We start from the raw sequence: 15,380 nt of genomic DNA, 5'->3' as shown, positions 1-15,380 counted from the left end.
TGCCGCCCGCCCTACTGGATGAAGCCCTTCTTGACCATCCAGTCGTGGGCCACCTTGCCCGCGTCCTGGCCGTCGACGTCGACCTGCTTGCACAGCTCGACCATCTGCTCGTTGTCGATCGCCGCGCTCACCTTCTCCAACGGTCCGCGGACCTCCGGGTGCTGGTTGAGCCACTCCGTGCGCAACGTCGCCACCGCGTTGTACTGGGGAAACGCCTTCTTGTCGTCCTCCAGCACCCGCAGGTTCAACCCCGAGATCCGGCCGTCGGTGGTGAACACCTCGCCCACCGGGCAGGTTCCGCTCGCCACCGCCGAATAGATCGTCCCGATGCCGAAGTTCTTCACCGTCGGGTTCTGGAAGCCGTACGCCTTCACGGCCGCCGGGAAGCCGTCCTGGCGGCTGGTGAACTCCGTCTCCAGGCAGAACACCGCCTGGTCCGGCTTCTGCTTGATGAACGCCGCCAAGTCCGACGTCGTCTTCAGGTTGTTCTGCGCGCCGTACGCCTCAGTCACCGCGAACGCGTACTGGTCGTTCAACGGCGAATAGTTCAGCCAGGTGACGCCGAACTTCTCCTCGTCCGCCTTGGCCGTCGCCTCGTACTGGGCCTTCTCGCCGCCCGGGACCGGGAGCTCGTTGCCCTGGTAGTTGATCCAGCCCGTGCCCGTGTACTCCCACGTCACGTCCGTCTGCCCCGACAGCAGCGCCTGCCGCGACGAGTTCGACCCCTTGATGTCCGAGAGGTCCACGACGTCCGCGCCCGCCGCGGTCAGGGCCATTTCGGCCATGTACGCCAGGATGATGTTCTCGGTGAAGTCCTTCGACCCCACCGTCACCTTCACCCCCTGCAGCGCCGGGATCGGCTGGATCGAGCCGGGTTTGATGTCGTACGGCACCGCCTGGTTGACCGTCAGCCCGCAGGACGACAGCGTCACCCCCAGCAGCGCCACGACGGCCAGTCGCCGGAGTTTCATCGCAGCCCCTTCGGTCCGAAGTACTGTTCGGCGACCGCGCCCAGCCAGTCCACCAGCAGCGCCAGCGCGACCGCCAGCACCGAGCCGGTCACCAGCACCGGCGTCAGGTTCAGCTTGTAGCCGGTGTCGATGAGCAGCCCGAAGCCGCCCGCGTTGACGAACATGCCGAACGTCGCCGTGCCGACCGCCAGCACCAGGGACGTGCGCAGGCCGGCCAGGATCAGCGGGACGGCCAGCGGGAGCTCGACGCGCCAGAGCACCGCGCCCGCCGACATCCCGATGCCGCGGCCCGCGTCGATCAGGGCCGGGTCGACCTGCTGGATGCCGACCATCGTGTTCCGCAGCACCGGCAGCAGCGAGTAGAACGCCAGCGGCAGCGCCGCCACCCAGATCCCGCCGGTCGCTCCGGTGATGATGAACCACAGCACCAGCACGCCCAGCGCGGGCGCGGCCTGGCCGATGTTCGCGATGGCCAGGAAGACCGGCGCCAGGAAGCGCGCCCACGGCCGGGTCACCAGGATCCCCAGCGGCACCGCCACCAGCACGACGATCGCGGTCACCACGAGTGTCATCAGCACGTGGTCCCCCAACGCCGTGAGCAGCGAAGACGCGTTGAGCGTCTCCTTCTCCGTCGCGTTCAGCCCGCTGGAAAACACCGACACCAGCGTCACCGCGACGATCACCAGCACCGCGACCGGCTGGGCGAACAGCCGGACGCGTTCCGCGCGTTTCGAGCCGGACTCGGTGCTGAAGCCGGTGTCGACGGCGGCCGTCGTCATGCGGACACCTCTTCACCGTTGGTGTGCTCGTCGCGCAGCTGCTGGATGGTCGCGATCACGGTGTCCAGCTGGATGGTGCCCGCGTACTCGCCGCGCGCGCCGGTGACGGGCACCGACCCGCCCTCGGCGAGCATCGCCTCGAGCGCGTCCTGCAGCGTCGACTGCAGGCTGACGACGTCCCGAAGCGGCTTGCCCAGGTTGGCCAGCGAAGACGCCGACGTGAGCTCCCGGGCGTGCACCCACCGCGTCGGACGGCGGCGCGCGTCCAGCACGAGCGCGAAATGCCGATGCGACTTGTCGAGCTTCTCGCGCACCGAAGCGGGCGACTCTTCGACGGTCACGGTCAGCGCGTCCTGCTGGAGTTCGACGTCCCGGACGCGCAGCAGCGTCAGCTGCTTCAGCGACGCGCCCGCGCCCACGAAGCCCGCGACCGTGTCGTCCGCCGGGTTCGCCAGGATCGCCTCCGGCGTGTCGTACTGCAGGATCGTCGACTGGTTGCCGAGCACCGCGATCTTGTCGCCCAGCTTCACGGCCTCGTCGAAGTCGTGCGTGACGAACACGATCGTCTTCTTCAGCTCGCCCTGCAGGCGCAGCAGCTCGTCCTGGAGGTTGCCGCGGGTGATCGGGTCGACCGCGCCGAACGGCTCGTCCATCAGCAGCACCGGCGGGTCGGCGGCGAGCGCCCGGGCCACGCCGACGCGCTGCTGCTGCCCGCCCGAGAGCTGGCGGGGGAAGCGGTCGCGGAAGTCGGCCGGGTCGAGCCCGACCAGGTCCATCATCTCCTCGACCCGGTCGTTGACCTTCTTCTTGTCCCAGCCGAGCAGGCCCGGCACCACCGCGATGTTCTGCGCGACGGTGAAGTGCGGGAACAGCCCGGCCTGCTGGATCGCGTAGCCGATCCGGCGGCGCAGGGTGTCGACCTCGAGCTTGAGCGCGTCCTCGCCGCCGATGGTGATCTTGCCGGACGTCGGCTGGACCAGGCGGTTGATCATCCGCATGGTCGTGGTCTTGCCGCAGCCGGACGGGCCGACGAAGACCACGATCTTGCCCGCGGGCACGACCATCGAGAAGTCGTTCACGGCGGCTTCGCGGGTGCCGGGGTACCGCTTGGTCACGTGCTCCAGCTCGATTTCGACGCCGGAGACTTCCTCGTTCTCAGCCACGGACACCCCTCGAGACGGTGAAGCGCTTGATCAGGACGTAGACGCCGTCGAGGAGCAGGGCGAGGATGACCACCCCGACCGTGCCGGTGACGGCTTGGTTCAGGGAGTTCGTGCTCCCCGCGTTCGTGAGCCCGGAGAAGACCTCGGCGCCGAAGCCGGGCCCCTTCGCGTAGGCGGCGATCACCGCGATGCCCATCAGCATCTGGGTCGCGACCCGCATGCCGGTGAGGATCGCCGGCCAGGCCAGCCGCAGCTCGACCCGGGTGAGCACGCCGAAGCGGCTCATCCCGATGCCGCGGGCGGCGTCGACGACGGCCGGGTCGACGCCGTCGAGCCCGACGATGGTGTTCCGGACGATCGGCAGCAGGCCGTAGAGCACCAGCGCGATCACGGCGGTCGTCGGACCGAGCCCCGAGAGGGGGATCAGCAGGCCCAGGAGGGCGAACGACGGGACCGTCAGGATCGTGCTCGCCAGCGCCGTGGCCACCGCCGAACCGATCGGGCTGCGGTACACCGCGACCCCGATCAGCACGCCGAGGACCGCGGCGAGGATGGTGCACTGCACGACCATGCTGGTGTGCAGGTAGGCCTCCAGCCACAGCTTGCTCGCCCGGTCGGAGATGTAGTCGAAGAGGTTCATCCGTGTCGCTCTCCCGCCCTTCGCGCCGGCCCTTCACCCGAATGGGCTAGTTCCTGGCCGACGGCTCAGTACCCACGGTCCAGCCGGCCCAAACCCCGGCCTTTCGGCCCACCGTGGCCCAGCTCGCCGGGTTCGGCAACAAATCACCTGAACCACGCCGTGCCGGGGAACGTGAACTCCTTGTGTGCTCACTTCACGGGATCACACGCTCACGCCGGAACCGGTCCCTTAGGCTGCTCGGCATGAGCGTTCCGGCACGGCGACCCGCCGTGCTGGGTGTTACCCGCGGAGTGTTGCTCGCCGTGAGCGCCGCCGCGCTGTCCGTGACCGCACACCGGCTGGCCGACGGCGGCCTGCCGGACCCGGCGATGACCCTGCTGCTCACCGGCCTCTTCGGCTGGACGGCGGCCGCGCTCGCCCGCAAGGCCCGCGGCCCGGTCGCCACGATCACCCTGCTGGGCATCGCCCAGCTGGTGATGCACCTGCTGCTGACCACGCTCGCCGGCCACCACGACATGTACGCGATGCCCGGCCGCACCGGGCTCGGCATGATCGGCGCGCACGCCGTCGCCACGCTGGTGACCGCGCTCCTGCTCGCCCGCGCGGACACGATGCTGCTCACCGTGCTGGCCGTGCTGCGCGCGTTCCTGCCGCGGTTGCTGACTCCGCTGCCGGTGCCGTCGGCGCCGCCCCCTCTCGTCCCGGCCCGGCCGGCCGGTCCGGACCACCTCGTCGGCGTCGACCTGCGCCGGATCCGCGGGCGGCGCGGCCCACCCGTCCACTCCTGAACCCCAGCTCACCCCCGAAACAGCGGAACTGCAATCTCCGGGGCCGAACCCCGGACCCCGCCAGGGGCAGGCCCCCTGGACCCCCAAAAGCAGTCGAGCTGCCCTTTCTTGAGTTCATCAGGAGTGAACCCATGTCCCAGCACGTCTTCAAGCGCGCCGGTTTCCTGGCCGCCACCGTCGGTGTCGCCGGCCTCATCGGCGCGGGCATCGCGTCCGCGCACGTCACCGCGAACGTCTACGGCTCGCAGCCGACGAAGGGCGGCTACGCGGCGATCGTGTTCCGCGTGCCGAGCGAGGAGAAGGACCCGATCACCACCACGAAGGTCGCCGTCGACTTCAAGGCGGACTACGGCATCGGCTCGGTGCGGACCAAGCCGGTGCCCGGCTGGACCGCCCAGGTGACGAAGTCCAAGCTGCCCGCCCCGATCACCAAGGACAACGGCACGCAGATCACCGAAGCCGTCACGTCGGTGACCTGGACCGCCCAGCCCGGCAGCGAGCTCAAGGCCACCGACTACCAGGAGTTCTCGGTCAGCTTCGGCCCCCTGCCGACCAACGTGGACCAGGTCGAATTCCCGGCCCACCAGACCTACAGTGACGGCAAGGTCGTCGACTGGAACCAGCCGACGCCGGCGAACGGCGAGGAGCCGGAGCACCCGACCCCGGCCGTGAAGCTGGCCGCGAAGTCCGAGGGCGACGAGCACGGGATGGCGGCGAACACCGCGTCAACCACCGGTGAGCACACCGAGGCCGCCGCGTCGGCGTCGGACAACACGGCCCGCTGGCTCGGCGGGGCCGGCCTGCTCGTCGGCGCCATCGGCCTCGGCGTCGGGGCCGGTGCCACCATCCGGGCCCGCAAGGCCACGGCGAAGCCGGGAGGCAACAGCTAAATGCGGAAGGCGCTCGTCGCGCTGGCGTTGACCGCGGTGGCCGTGCTCGGCACGGCCACCCCGGCGCTGGCCCACAACGTGCTGATCTCTTCGGACCCGGCGAACGGCTCGTCCGTCGCGGCCGGCCCGGCCAAGATCAGCCTGACGTTCGACCAGTACGTGCAGGGGGCGGACGTCAACCAGATCGCGGTGACCGGGCCCGGCGGCGGCCAGTGGGCCGAGGGCCCGATCAGCGTGGTGAACAACGTCATCAGCGCGCCGCTGCGGCCGCTCGGGCCGGCCGGGAAGTACACCGTCGGCTTCCGGGTGCTGTCCGCGGACGGCCACCCGGTGACCGGTGAGCTCACCTTCACCCTGACGACCGCCGGCACCGGCACGCCGGCGACCGTCGACGCGGCGCGGTCGCCGGGCGGCTCCGCCCAGGCGTCGACCACGTCGTCGTCGGGTGGTGTCCCGATCTGGGTCTGGATCGCCGGTGCCGTCGTGCTGCTCGCGATCGGCCTGACCGTGGCCCTGCGGTCGGGCGGCAAAGTCGAAGAGAAGAACTGATGACCCAGGCCGAGACCACCGCGAAACCCCGCTATTCGACGCTGCTCTGCGTCGTGACGGCGGGCCTGCTCGGCGCCCTCATCGGCGTCGCGCTCATGTCCACCGCCCCGGTACCCGGCGTGGTGGAGCCCAGCGCGGTGGTCTCGGCCGGCATCCCGGTCGTGCGGGTCCTGCTCGACCTCGCCGCGGTCACGACCATCGGGCTGGCCCTGCTGTCCGTGCTCGTCGGCTACGACCGGCCGAAGCTCACCGAGCCGGTCATGCGGCTGGCCCGCCCGGCCGGCGTCGCCGCCGCGCTCGTCTGGGCCACGGCCGCCGTCGTCGCGCTGGTCCTGCAGACCGCGGAGTACAAGCCGGGCTCGGCGAACCTCTCGCCGTCGGACATCGGCCAGTACATCGCCGCCGTCGGCGCCGGGAAGGCGCTCGTCATCGTCGCCGCGCTCGCGCTCGTCCACGCCGGGCTCGGCGCGCTGGCGCTGCGCTTCGGCGAGAAGGTGCCCGCCGAGGTCCGGGTCGGGCTCGGCCTGTTCGCGCTGCTGCCGCTGCCGGTCACCGGCCACGCGTCGAACTGGAACTACCACGACTACACGATGATCTCGATGGAGCTGCACGTCATGAGCGCCGTCGCCTGGACCGGCGGCCTCGGCGCGATGACGGTGCTGCTGGTGGCGAACCGGACGCTGCTGGCGCACGCGCTGCCCCGGTTCTCGAAGCTGGCGACGCTCTGCCTGGTCCTCTCGGTGGCGACCGGGCTGTTCAACGGCCTGGCCGAGATCTCGCTCAACCCGACCATCGGCTTCTGGACGGCGATCTTCACGACGCCGTACGGGCAGCTGCTCATCCTGAAGACCGTGTGCACCGGCGTCATCGCGCTGCTCGGCGCGCACGTCCGCTGGCGGCTGATGCCGCGGATCATCCGGCACGACCGCACGGCGCTCGCCGCCTGGGCGACGCTGGAGCTGACCGTGATGGGGCTGGCGTTCGGGTTCGCCGTCGTGCTGACGCGGGCGCCGGTCGTCGCATCCTGATCGTCGCCGCAGGTAGGACCGGTATTAGGTCACCGCGAGTAGCTGCAAGTTGCGCATTGGACTGACCGGTAATCCATTGGGGGTGACCGGTCCGGCTGAACTTTCTACCCAGAGCGGACTGCGTTTCTGATGCGACGAACGGTCATTTGCAGTCGGCGAATGCACGTGCAGCTTGTGGTGTCGATCACACCAAGTGACAGATGACGGTCAGCGGTAACGCGTCCACCGCGTGTCGGTCCGCGCGTTGCGGAAGTCGTCCAGCCGCCGGTACAGCTCCGGTCGCACCTGCGGCCGGCTGCGCAGGATCGGCAGCACGCTCGTCGTGAGCTTCAGCTCGCGGATCCCGCGGAGCACGGCGAACCCGGGCCACGACGTCACGTCGAAGCCGTACGCCGCGGCGAACGTCCGGTAGCGCACCGGCGGGTCACCGAACCGCTCGCGGCCGACCGCGAGCGGCGTCAGGTCCCACTCCGGCGGGCCGACGCACGACGAATCGAAGTCGCAGAGCACCGGCCCCGCCGGGCCCGGGATGACGTTGCCGGGGTACGCGTCGCCGTGGACCAGGCCCCTGGGCAGCGGGAACTCCAGCTCGGCCAGCTCCGCTTCGAGCTCGGCGCAGCGGTCGAGCAGGAACTCCCGGTCGGCGTCGCTGATCTCCTCGGCGTCGGACACCCGGGCCCGCACCGCGGCGAACGGCGCCCACTCGGCGAGCCCCTCCGGCGGCGGCAGCGCGTGCACCTGGCGCAGCAGCCGGGCCAGGTCGGTGGACGTCGCCGGGCGGCCGATGCTCGGCACCCGGTGCCACACGGTCACCAGGTGCCCGCCGACCGACAAGGGCTGCTCGACGTCGCCCAGCAGCCGGATCGCGGGGACGCCGTGGCGTTCGAAGTGCCGGGCCACGCGCACGACCGTGCCGACGCGGTGCCGCAGCTGCGTCGAGCCGACGATCCGGATCACGAACGGGGCCGTGACCAGCGCGTACACCGCGTTGTTGGTGAACCGCAGCAACCGCGCGCCCGCCGGGTCGAAACCCAGCAGCGCGCAGGTCTCGGCCAGCACGCCACGCAGCTTCCCCGAGGTGAACCGGCCGTCCAAAACCGCGCCGGTGCCTTCGGGGTCAGGCGGCGTAGAAAGCGTGGAGGCGGTCGGCGAGGTCACGGGCGTCGGCGTTGTTGCGGCGGCGCTCGGCCTCTTCCTGCAGAGGCCGCATCCGGTCCTTGACCCGCTCGGACTTGATGCCCTCGGCGCAGTCGATGGCCTTGCCGCCGACCTTGGCGCCGTGGTCGAGGTCGCCGTCCAGCAGGTGGTTGGTGGCCAGTGCGCTCAGCATGAACGTCTTGGAACGGGCCATTTCGTCGTCGTAGGACTCGACGGCCCTGGTCAGCGCGGGGATCGCGTACTTCGTGTGCTCGGCGTTCTTCTGCGCGAGGACGGTGTGGACGGTGCCGACCATGGCGTAGACGTCGGTCTCGGTGAAGAACTTCACCCACGACTCGGCCTCGGCCAGGTTGGCGCGCTCGAACTCGTCCTTGCTCCGGCCGAGCAGCTTCACCGCCTGCTCTTCGTTGCCCATCATCGCGTACGCCCACGCTTCGTTCGCGCAGAGCACGGACACGGCCAGCTCGGAACCGCTTTCCTGGGCGGCGATCTGGCCCAGCTGGAACAGCTTCAGCGCGTCGTTCGGGGCGTCCTGGTGCAGGTAGACGCGGCCCATGCGGTAGAGGACGTTGGCCACCAAGGGGTGGTTCTCGCCCTGCTTGGCCAGGTCCAGCGCGTTCGCGAAGTGGCCGCGGGCGGAGTCCATCAGGCCGGTGTCGAAGGACGTCCAGCCGGCTAGCGAGTGGAGGTCGGCGAGCGCCACGTACAGGCGGTTCTTGACGATCTCGGTGCCGTGCGCCTCGAGCATCTGCTGCCCCCAGGACAGCTGCGCCACCACGGCGTCGCGGCAGAACCCGCCGCCGTACTGGTAGTCCAGCGCCCGGAGCGCCCGCGTCGCGGCTTCCACCTGGCGCACGTCGGTCATGCCGATGCGCCCGGGCGCCGGCGTCCTGGCCGGTCCGGCCGACCAGGTGCCCGACTCGGGGCCGAACACCGCGGCACCCATCGTGACCTGGGCAGCGTGCGCGAGGAACCTCCGTCGCTTCACGGACTCGTCCTCCTCAGCCTGCTGGCCGTCGGCGGAGCCGACGACCCGGATCGCCGTGGCCTCGTCGTAGGCGAGGCCCATGTACCCACGGGGGACGCCCAGGCCGTCGGCGATCCTCGTGAGCACGTCGTAGGCCATGACCTGGCGACCCTTGAGGATCTCCGACACCTCGGACTGGGACTGGCCGGTCATCGCGGCGATCTGGCGCTGCGAGACACCGTGCTTGCGCAGGAGCCGGTACACGGCGCTGATCTCGCGCGACGCGAGAGCCGTTCTCATCTCCGGCTGCTCCCACGCGTCAGCGGGAACTGCGTGGCTCTGCCGGGCTTCGGCACTGCCACCGTTACTGGCGTCCATCGCGCCCCCTCCACTGTCCGGTCGGGCGTCTGTGAAACAGCGTAGGCAAACCTGCGGAACCGTGTGAACAGCCGAACTGGTGCCCTGATCGGTCGGGGCGAAGTCCGTTGACCGCTTACCGTGGAACCGAGCCCAGTCACCGCTATGACGCCGATTCCACCTTCTATCGCACCCGGTTTCACCTCACTGTAGTTGTCAGATCTCCGTCACCGCCCGGACACCGGCAGCGATCACGGAGAGCTACGAAAACCGCAGCGTTGTGACAAAGCGATGTTGCAGAAGGCATCTTCGAAGACTGACGACAGAGCGGAGAAGGGCGTGGAGTTCGTGGACTCGTTCGCAGGGGGACATGCCGGCACGGCCACCCGCGCCGTGCGGCCGGCGGTCGCGACGGTCTCTCCCGTCTCCGCCGTCCGCCCCGTCACCCCCGCCGCCGCGGTGGACCCCCGCACCGCGAGCGTCCGCCACTACGAAGGCGGGCAGCTCGTCTGGCGCGTGCAGTGCGGCGACCTGATCAGCCGGGAACGGGCGGTCACGGTGTTCGTCGAAGACAACCAGGTGGTACTGGTCTCGCCTCCCGGTGAGACCGCGCGGCTGACGTCCGGCCAGCTCGGACAGCTGCGCGCCGCGCTCAACGAAGCCGCCAAGATGGCGGAAAGGTAACGGTGAGCTGACATGGATCAGGTACTCGGGCAGGTCCTCCGCAACGCGGTCTGGGAGCGCCTCGACATGCTGACCGACCTGGCGAACCGCGCCGACGCCCAGTCGCTCGTCTCGGTCGCGCGCTCCGAACTGCCCCGCCTGACGGAGGCGTGGCGCGCGATGCTGAAGATGCACGAGCCCGACGAGCGCGGCGACTGCCCGACCTGCTCGACCCGGTGGCACCGCTGCAAGGCGCCGTGCTCGGTCTGGCAGGTCGCGCACGAACACCTCGTGGCCGGCGGGCTGGCCCCGCAGCAGCAGGCCCCGGCGGACCGCAGGCTGCAGGGCCGCCGCAAGAGCCCGGTTCCGGTGCACCCGGCGCCTCCCACCGCGGCGGAGACCACCGGTCGCCACGCGTTGGTGAACCCGCGCCGAGCGGTCACGGCCTGACCCAGACCGGCGAGCGCGGGGAGACCGATCGCCCCATCGGACCCGCACCTGCACTCGCCCCGGCCGAGGACTGTTTCGCCCGCACCCCCGAGCAGCGCGAACCAGTCCTCGGCCATCATCCCGGTCCCCACCGCGATTAATCGAAAAAATTCCACGTTAGCCCTAGCCCAGGCAGTAATCGCAGGCTAGATTGATCATCGAAGACGGCGTTGGATCACTGTCTGGTCCCGCTGTCACCCCGCCCCAGAGCGGCCCTCGAATTCCGCGGGCCGGTGCCGTTGCACTCCCCTCCCCCGACCGGCACCGGCCCGCGGTTCCACATCTAGCGGACCGCCTTCACGCGCAGCACGAGCACCGCGGCCAGGAGCGTCGCGATCGCCGAAGCCGCGAACAGCCCGGGATAGCCGCCAACGTGGGCCAGCAGCAGCGGCGTCAGCAGCGGAGCCACCACCTGCGGCAGCGAGTTCGCGATGTTGATGATCCCGAAGTCCTTGGCGCGGTTCTGCGCCGCGGGCAGCACCTGCGTCAGCATCGCCAGCGCGACCGCCATGTACGCGCCGAAACCGACCCCGAGCAGCGGGGAGGCGGCGAGTGCGACCGGCCAGCTCTGCCACAGGACCAGCAGCAAAGCGGCAAGGGCCATCACCCCGGACGCCGCCAGGACGTACGGCTTGCGCCGTCCGGACCGGTCGGAGAAGTGCCCCGCGAGCGCGGCGCCGGCGACGAGCGCGACGCCGTACAGGCCCATCATGACCAGCAGGCCGTTTTCCGGGTCCGGGTAGTGGACCGCGTCCTGGAGGAAGAACAGCAGGTAGAGCGTCCCGAACGCGTTGCCGAGGTTGATCATGAAGTGGCAGCTCCACGCCCACGCGAAGTCGGGGTGCTTGCGGGGCGAAACCCAGAAGTCGCGGACGACCTGGCGCGCTGCCCACGGCGGGCGGAACTCCAGCGGCAGCCGCGCGTCCGGCGTCCAGAGGACGAAGAACACAGCCCCGATCACCACGATCCCGGCGCAGACCGAGTAGGCCAGCGGCAGCCCCGCGATACCGAGCACGAGGACGACCACGACCGCGCCCAGGACCGTGCCGAGCATCTGCGCGATGCCGACGAGCCCGCCGACCACGGCCAGCTGCTTGACCGGCACCCGGTCGGGCAGGGCGGCCATGAGTGCGGCGAGCATGCCGTTGAGTCCGCCCTGCACCAGGCACCAGCCGGCGATCATCACGGCGACCGTCGGCGCGAACGCCAGCACCACCAGGCCGACGGCGGCGACGAGCGCGCCGCCGACGGTCCACGGGTGCCGACGGCCGAACCGGGAGCAGGTCCGGTCCGACAGCAGCCCGATCGCGGGGTTGGCGACGAGCGCGACCGCGGCGCCGAAGCCCATCACCAGCCCGAGGACGGTTTCCTTGTTCAGCTGGTCCAGCAGCTCGGCCTGCTTCGGCAGCAGCACCTGGATCGGCGCGTAGACCCCCAGCCAGAGCGCGATGTTCGCGAAGAACAGCAGGCTCATCCAGCCGGGCCGCACCCGCGCGGTGGGCTCGGCGAGGGCCTCCGGCAGGGTCTGGGTCGTTTCACTCATGCGCCGACCTGATTCGTTCGCAAGCTCACTCATGCCGCACCAGCTTCCGGTACCAGTGGAACGAGTCCTTCGGCGTCCGCCGCAGGCTCTCGTAGTCGACGTGCACCAGGCCGAAGCGCGGCGCGTAGCCCTTGGACCATTCGAAATTGTCCATCAGGGACCAGCAGAAGTAGCCACGGACGTCGACCCCGGCGTCCATCGCCTCCCGCAGGGCGACCAGGTGGCTGTGCAGGAAGTCGATGCGCTCGGGATCGTGCACCCCGCCGTCCTCGGCGACTTCGTCGGCGAAGCTGCAGCCGTTCTCGGTGATCTGGATCGGCGGCAGTTTGTCCTGGTAGCGGTGGTGGAAGTCCAGCAGCAGCTCGCGCAGGGCGTGCGGGACGATCGGCGAGGCGTTGGTCGTCATCGGGTAGCCCTCGATGTCGCGCAGCTCGAAGGGCAGCGGGTTGCCCGGGCCGGGCTTCGCCACTCCTTGCGGCTCGTAGTAGTTGACGCCGTAGAAGTCGAGCGGCTGCGCGATGGTGGGCAGGTCGTCGGCGAACCCGGCGGGGAGGTGTTCGTGGAGCTGTTCGGGGTAGCTGCCGAGCAGCATGGGGTCGGCGTAGAGCCGGTTGAGCAGGGCGTCGAGGTAGTCCGCCGCGTCGTGGGCGTCGTCGTCCGCGGGCCAGATGGGCGAGTGGTTGTTGGCGGTGCCGATGTTCGTCGCGCCGGCCGCGCGGAGGGCCTGGACGGCGAGGCCGTGCGCGAGGTTCTGGTGGTGCGCGGTGGGGATGGCGTCGAGCAGCAGGACCTTGCCGGGCGCGTACTCGCCGATGCCGTAGCCGAAGATGGACATGACCATGGGCTCGTTGAGCGGAATCCACAGTTTCACCCGATCGGCGAAGCGCTCTCCGATGATCCGGGCGTACTCCGCGAAGCGCTCAGCGGTCGCCCTGGAGAGCCAGCCGCCCTCGTCTTCGACGGTTTGCGGGGTGTCCCAGTGGTAGAGCGTGACGGCGGGAGCGATGCCGGCTTCGCAAACGGCGTCGATGAGCTTGTCGTAGAAGCCGAGCCCTTCGGGGTTGGGCGCGCCCTTGCCGTCGGGCTGGATGCGGGGCCAGGCGATGGACATCCGGTAGGCGCCGACGCCGAGTTCGGCCATCAGCGCGATGTCTTCGGGGTAGCGGTGGTAGTGGTCGGCGGCTACGTTGGCTTGTTCACCGCGGGCGATCTTGCCCTCGGTCGCGGTGAACGTGTCCCAGATGGACGGTCCGCGCCCACCTTCGCTGGTGGCGCCTTCGATCTGGAACGCAGATGTCGAGACACCCCAGAGGAAGTCGGGCGGGAAGATCGGGTTCTGCACCGGCTGCTGACCCCTTCGTCAGGCCACCCGTACGGGTGAACATGAAAAGTTCTCATATACTAGGTCTTCACTCGTCCGTGGGGAAGCCCGTCGGCACGATAAAGTCGCAGATCAGACGAGGAGGAGCGCCGTGTCCGACATCCAGGCCGCGAAGGTGCCGGCAGAAGCCACCCCCTTACGCCGTCAGCCGGTTCAGCAGCGAAGCGCGAAGAGGGTCGAGCAGATGCTCGACGCGAGCGCGGCGTTGATCGACGAGCTCGGCTACGACGCGCTGACGACGACGTTGATCGCCAAGCGGGCCGGGGTCGCCGTGGGTTCGCTGTACCAGTTCTTCCCGGACAAGCGAGCGGTGGTGCAAGCGCTTACGGCCCGCAATCTGGAGCGCTTCGTGGGCGCGGTGAACGAGCGCCTGAAGCAGCTGGGGCCGGAGCACTGGTGGGACGTCGTGGACTCGATCCTCGACATCTACCTGGAGATGCACCGGACGGTGCCCGGCTTTTCGAAGGTCCACTTCGGCGACATCATCGACCGGCAGCTGCTCGACGAGACCCGCGACAACAACGCGGTGATCGTGGATTCGCTGACGGATCTGGTGTCGACGCAGGTGGATCGGCCGGTGGAGGACCTGCGGTTCGCGATCGGGATCGCGAACGAGGTGGCGGACGCGTTGCTGAAGCTGGCTTTCCGGAAGGAGCCGAGCGGGGACGAGAAGATCGTCGCCGAGGCGAAGTATGTGGTGAAGGGGTATTTGGCGGCTCGGTTCGGGGAACAGTCCTAGCTGTCCACAGGAGTTGTCCACAGGTATGCAAAGCTGTGGACAACTGGGATCAGCCGAAGTTCTGCTGCTCGCCCCGGTAGGTCGGAACCGTGCGCTCGACCTGGTCGCCGTTGATCAGGTGGTAGTGCGTGAACCGCTCCGCCAGCTCGCCCGCCTTGGCGTGCCGCAGCCACACCCGGTCGCCCAGGTTCAAGTTCCGAGCCGCGCGGCCCGTCACCGGGGTCTGGACCTCGCCCGCTCCCTCGAAACCCAGGAACTTCAAGCCCGCCGGCAGGTACGGCTGTGGCTGACGCGATGGCCCCGTCGGGCCCGAGGCGATGTAGCCGCCCGAGAAGAGGGTGGCGATTTTGCGGGTAGGGCGGCGGACCACCGGGAGCGCGAACAACGCCGCCGGGCGGGGCTTGAAGCGCGTGTAGCCGTCGAAGAGCGTGGGGCCGATCAGCCCCGAGCCCGCCGCTATCTCGGTCACCACTTCGTCCGCGCCCGTCGACTCCAGGCTGCCCGTTCCGCCTCCGTTGACGAACTCCAGGTCCGTCACCGCGCGGACCGCGCGGACCACTTCGCCGCGGCGGCGGGCCAGCTCGGCCGCCGACCTGCGTTGCATCCAGCCGACCACCGCCCGGTTCAGGCGGCGGCCCGCCGCGTCGCCGAGGCCCGCAATCTGGCCTTCGTACGCCATCACGCCCACCAGGCGGAAGCCCGGGCGGGCCACGATCTGGCGGGCGAACGCCGACGCCTGGCTCGGGGTGAACACCGGTGACCGCCGCGTGCCGACGTGCACCCCCGGCAGCGGGCGCCAGGACGCGTCCAGCTCCAGGCACACCCGGATCTCCGGGTGGCCGTGGCCGAGGGCCGCGTCGACCAGATCCAGGTGCGCGACCGAGTCCACCATGATCGCGATCGACGCGCGGGCGCGCTCGGAAGCAGCCAGGCGGCGGAGGGCTTCGTGGTCGGCCGTCGGGTAGGCGACGACGATGTCATCGGTCGTGCCCTGCTCCACGTGCCAGACCGCTTCCGCCAGCGAGTAGCACATCAGGCCCTCGAAGCCCGGCATCGCCAGCGCTCGCTCCAGCAGCGCGCGGCAGCGCACCGACTTGCTCACGACGCGGATCGGCTTGCCCGCCGCGCGGCGGCGGAGGTCGTCGGCGTTCGCGTCGAAGGCAGCCAGATCGACCACCGCCAAGGGCGGGTCGAGGTCCTTGGTCGCCAAGTCGTACACCGTCGCACTGGTCACGAGGTCTAAAGTACGACACGAAGGCTTGAAACGCGAATACT

The 15,380-nt window shown here is 69.9% G+C and carries 16 protein-coding genes; 7 read left to right on the top strand and 9 right to left on the bottom strand.

The window, feature by feature from the left end; all coding sequences use genetic code 11:
- Window positions 1-11 precede the first annotated feature (11 nt).
- From AB0J55_RS08700 to AB0J55_RS08685, 4 genes are read right to left on the bottom strand one after another with little or no spacing between them, the layout of a single operon-like run.
- Window positions 12-971 carry a glycine betaine ABC transporter substrate-binding protein gene (locus AB0J55_RS08700; RefSeq protein ID WP_364244768.1) on the bottom strand — a complete coding sequence of 320 codons (960 nt, stop codon included), beginning with the start codon at window positions 969-971 and terminating at the stop codon, window positions 12-14.
- The gene (locus AB0J55_RS08695) at window positions 968-1,750 is read right to left on the bottom strand and encodes an ABC transporter permease (RefSeq protein WP_364244765.1); all 783 of its coding nucleotides are present in this window, start codon (window positions 1,748-1,750) and stop codon (window positions 968-970) included. The genes AB0J55_RS08700 and AB0J55_RS08695 overlap by 4 nt, the downstream gene beginning before the upstream one ends.
- Window positions 1,747-2,913 carry an ABC transporter ATP-binding protein gene (locus AB0J55_RS08690; protein ID WP_364244762.1) on the bottom strand — a complete coding sequence of 389 codons (1,167 nt, stop codon included), beginning with the start codon at window positions 2,911-2,913 and terminating at the stop codon, window positions 1,747-1,749. The genes AB0J55_RS08695 and AB0J55_RS08690 overlap by 4 nt, the downstream gene beginning before the upstream one ends.
- Window positions 2,906-3,553 (bottom strand): ABC transporter permease, encoded by a 648-nt coding sequence (locus AB0J55_RS08685; protein WP_364244760.1) that lies wholly within the window; start codon window positions 3,551-3,553, stop codon window positions 2,906-2,908. Before AB0J55_RS08685 ends, AB0J55_RS08690 begins: the two co-directional genes overlap by 8 nt.
- Window positions 3,554-3,846: 293 nt before the next feature.
- Here AB0J55_RS08685 and AB0J55_RS08680 point away from each other — a divergent pair, with 293 nt between their 5' ends.
- From AB0J55_RS08680 to AB0J55_RS08665, 4 genes are all read left to right on the top strand, one after another.
- Window positions 3,847-4,341 (top strand): hypothetical protein, encoded by a 495-nt coding sequence (locus AB0J55_RS08680; protein ID WP_364245971.1) that lies wholly within the window; start codon window positions 3,847-3,849, stop codon window positions 4,339-4,341.
- 131 nt (window positions 4,342-4,472) lie between these two features.
- Window positions 4,473-5,231, top strand: a complete 759-nt coding sequence (locus AB0J55_RS08675) for a YcnI family protein (protein ID WP_364244757.1) — start codon at window positions 4,473-4,475, stop codon at window positions 5,229-5,231.
- Entirely contained in the window at window positions 5,232-5,780 is a 549-nt protein-coding gene (locus AB0J55_RS08670) for a copper resistance CopC family protein (RefSeq protein ID WP_364244754.1), read from the top strand. It abuts the gene before it with no gap.
- Window positions 5,780-6,808: a CopD family protein gene (locus AB0J55_RS08665; RefSeq protein WP_364244751.1), complete on the top strand. Its 1,029-nt coding sequence runs from the start codon at window positions 5,780-5,782 to the stop codon at window positions 6,806-6,808. The genes AB0J55_RS08670 and AB0J55_RS08665 overlap by 1 nt, the downstream gene beginning before the upstream one ends.
- 207 nt (window positions 6,809-7,015) lie before the next feature.
- On the opposite strand, the gene AB0J55_RS08660 is transcribed toward AB0J55_RS08665, so the two are convergent.
- A complete protein-coding gene (locus tag AB0J55_RS08660) occupies window positions 7,016-7,903 on the bottom strand; it encodes an aminoglycoside phosphotransferase family protein (protein ID WP_364245968.1) in 888 nt (295 codons plus the stop codon).
- Between the two features lie 22 nt (window positions 7,904-7,925).
- Entirely contained in the window at window positions 7,926-9,311 is a 1,386-nt protein-coding gene (locus AB0J55_RS08655; protein ID WP_364244749.1) for a helix-turn-helix transcriptional regulator, read from the bottom strand.
- Between the two features lie 318 nt (window positions 9,312-9,629).
- Here AB0J55_RS08655 and AB0J55_RS08650 point away from each other — a divergent pair, with 318 nt between their 5' ends.
- Window positions 9,630-9,974, top strand: coding sequence for a hypothetical protein (locus AB0J55_RS08650; RefSeq protein ID WP_003069007.1), 345 nt, complete (start codon window positions 9,630-9,632; stop codon window positions 9,972-9,974).
- Window positions 9,975-9,986: 12 nt separating this feature from the next.
- The gene (locus AB0J55_RS08645; protein WP_364244746.1) at window positions 9,987-10,403 is read left to right on the top strand and encodes a hypothetical protein; all 417 of its coding nucleotides are present in this window, start codon (window positions 9,987-9,989) and stop codon (window positions 10,401-10,403) included.
- A 322-nt stretch (window positions 10,404-10,725) separates the two neighbouring features.
- Here the strand turns inward: AB0J55_RS08645 and AB0J55_RS08640 are convergent, their stop codons facing one another.
- Both AB0J55_RS08640 and AB0J55_RS08635 read right to left on the bottom strand, forming a co-directional pair.
- Window positions 10,726-11,985 (bottom strand): MFS transporter, encoded by a 1,260-nt coding sequence (locus AB0J55_RS08640; RefSeq protein WP_364244743.1) that lies wholly within the window; start codon window positions 11,983-11,985, stop codon window positions 10,726-10,728.
- A 25-nt stretch (window positions 11,986-12,010) separates the two neighbouring features.
- Window positions 12,011-13,327 carry a GH1 family beta-glucosidase gene (locus AB0J55_RS08635; RefSeq protein WP_364244740.1) on the bottom strand — a complete coding sequence of 439 codons (1,317 nt, stop codon included), beginning with the start codon at window positions 13,325-13,327 and terminating at the stop codon, window positions 12,011-12,013.
- A 130-nt stretch (window positions 13,328-13,457) separates the two neighbouring features.
- On the opposite strand from AB0J55_RS08635, the gene AB0J55_RS08630 reads away from it, so the two are divergent.
- Complete coding sequence (locus AB0J55_RS08630) at window positions 13,458-14,105, top strand: TetR family transcriptional regulator (protein ID WP_364244737.1); 648 nt, start codon at window positions 13,458-13,460, stop codon at window positions 14,103-14,105.
- Window positions 14,106-14,154: 49 nt separating this feature from the next.
- On the opposite strand, the gene AB0J55_RS08625 is transcribed toward AB0J55_RS08630, so the two are convergent.
- Window positions 14,155-15,339: an amino acid deaminase/aldolase gene (locus tag AB0J55_RS08625; protein WP_364244734.1), complete on the bottom strand. Its 1,185-nt coding sequence runs from the start codon at window positions 15,337-15,339 to the stop codon at window positions 14,155-14,157.
- Between the last annotated feature and the right edge of the window lie 41 nt (window positions 15,340-15,380).

The organism is Amycolatopsis sp. NPDC049688 (genome assembly GCF_040674975.1).
GTDB lineage: Bacteria > Actinomycetota > Actinomycetes > Mycobacteriales > Pseudonocardiaceae > Amycolatopsis.
Note: the sequence above shows the minus strand (reverse complement) of the source record. Positions and strands in the feature narration are given on the sequence as shown.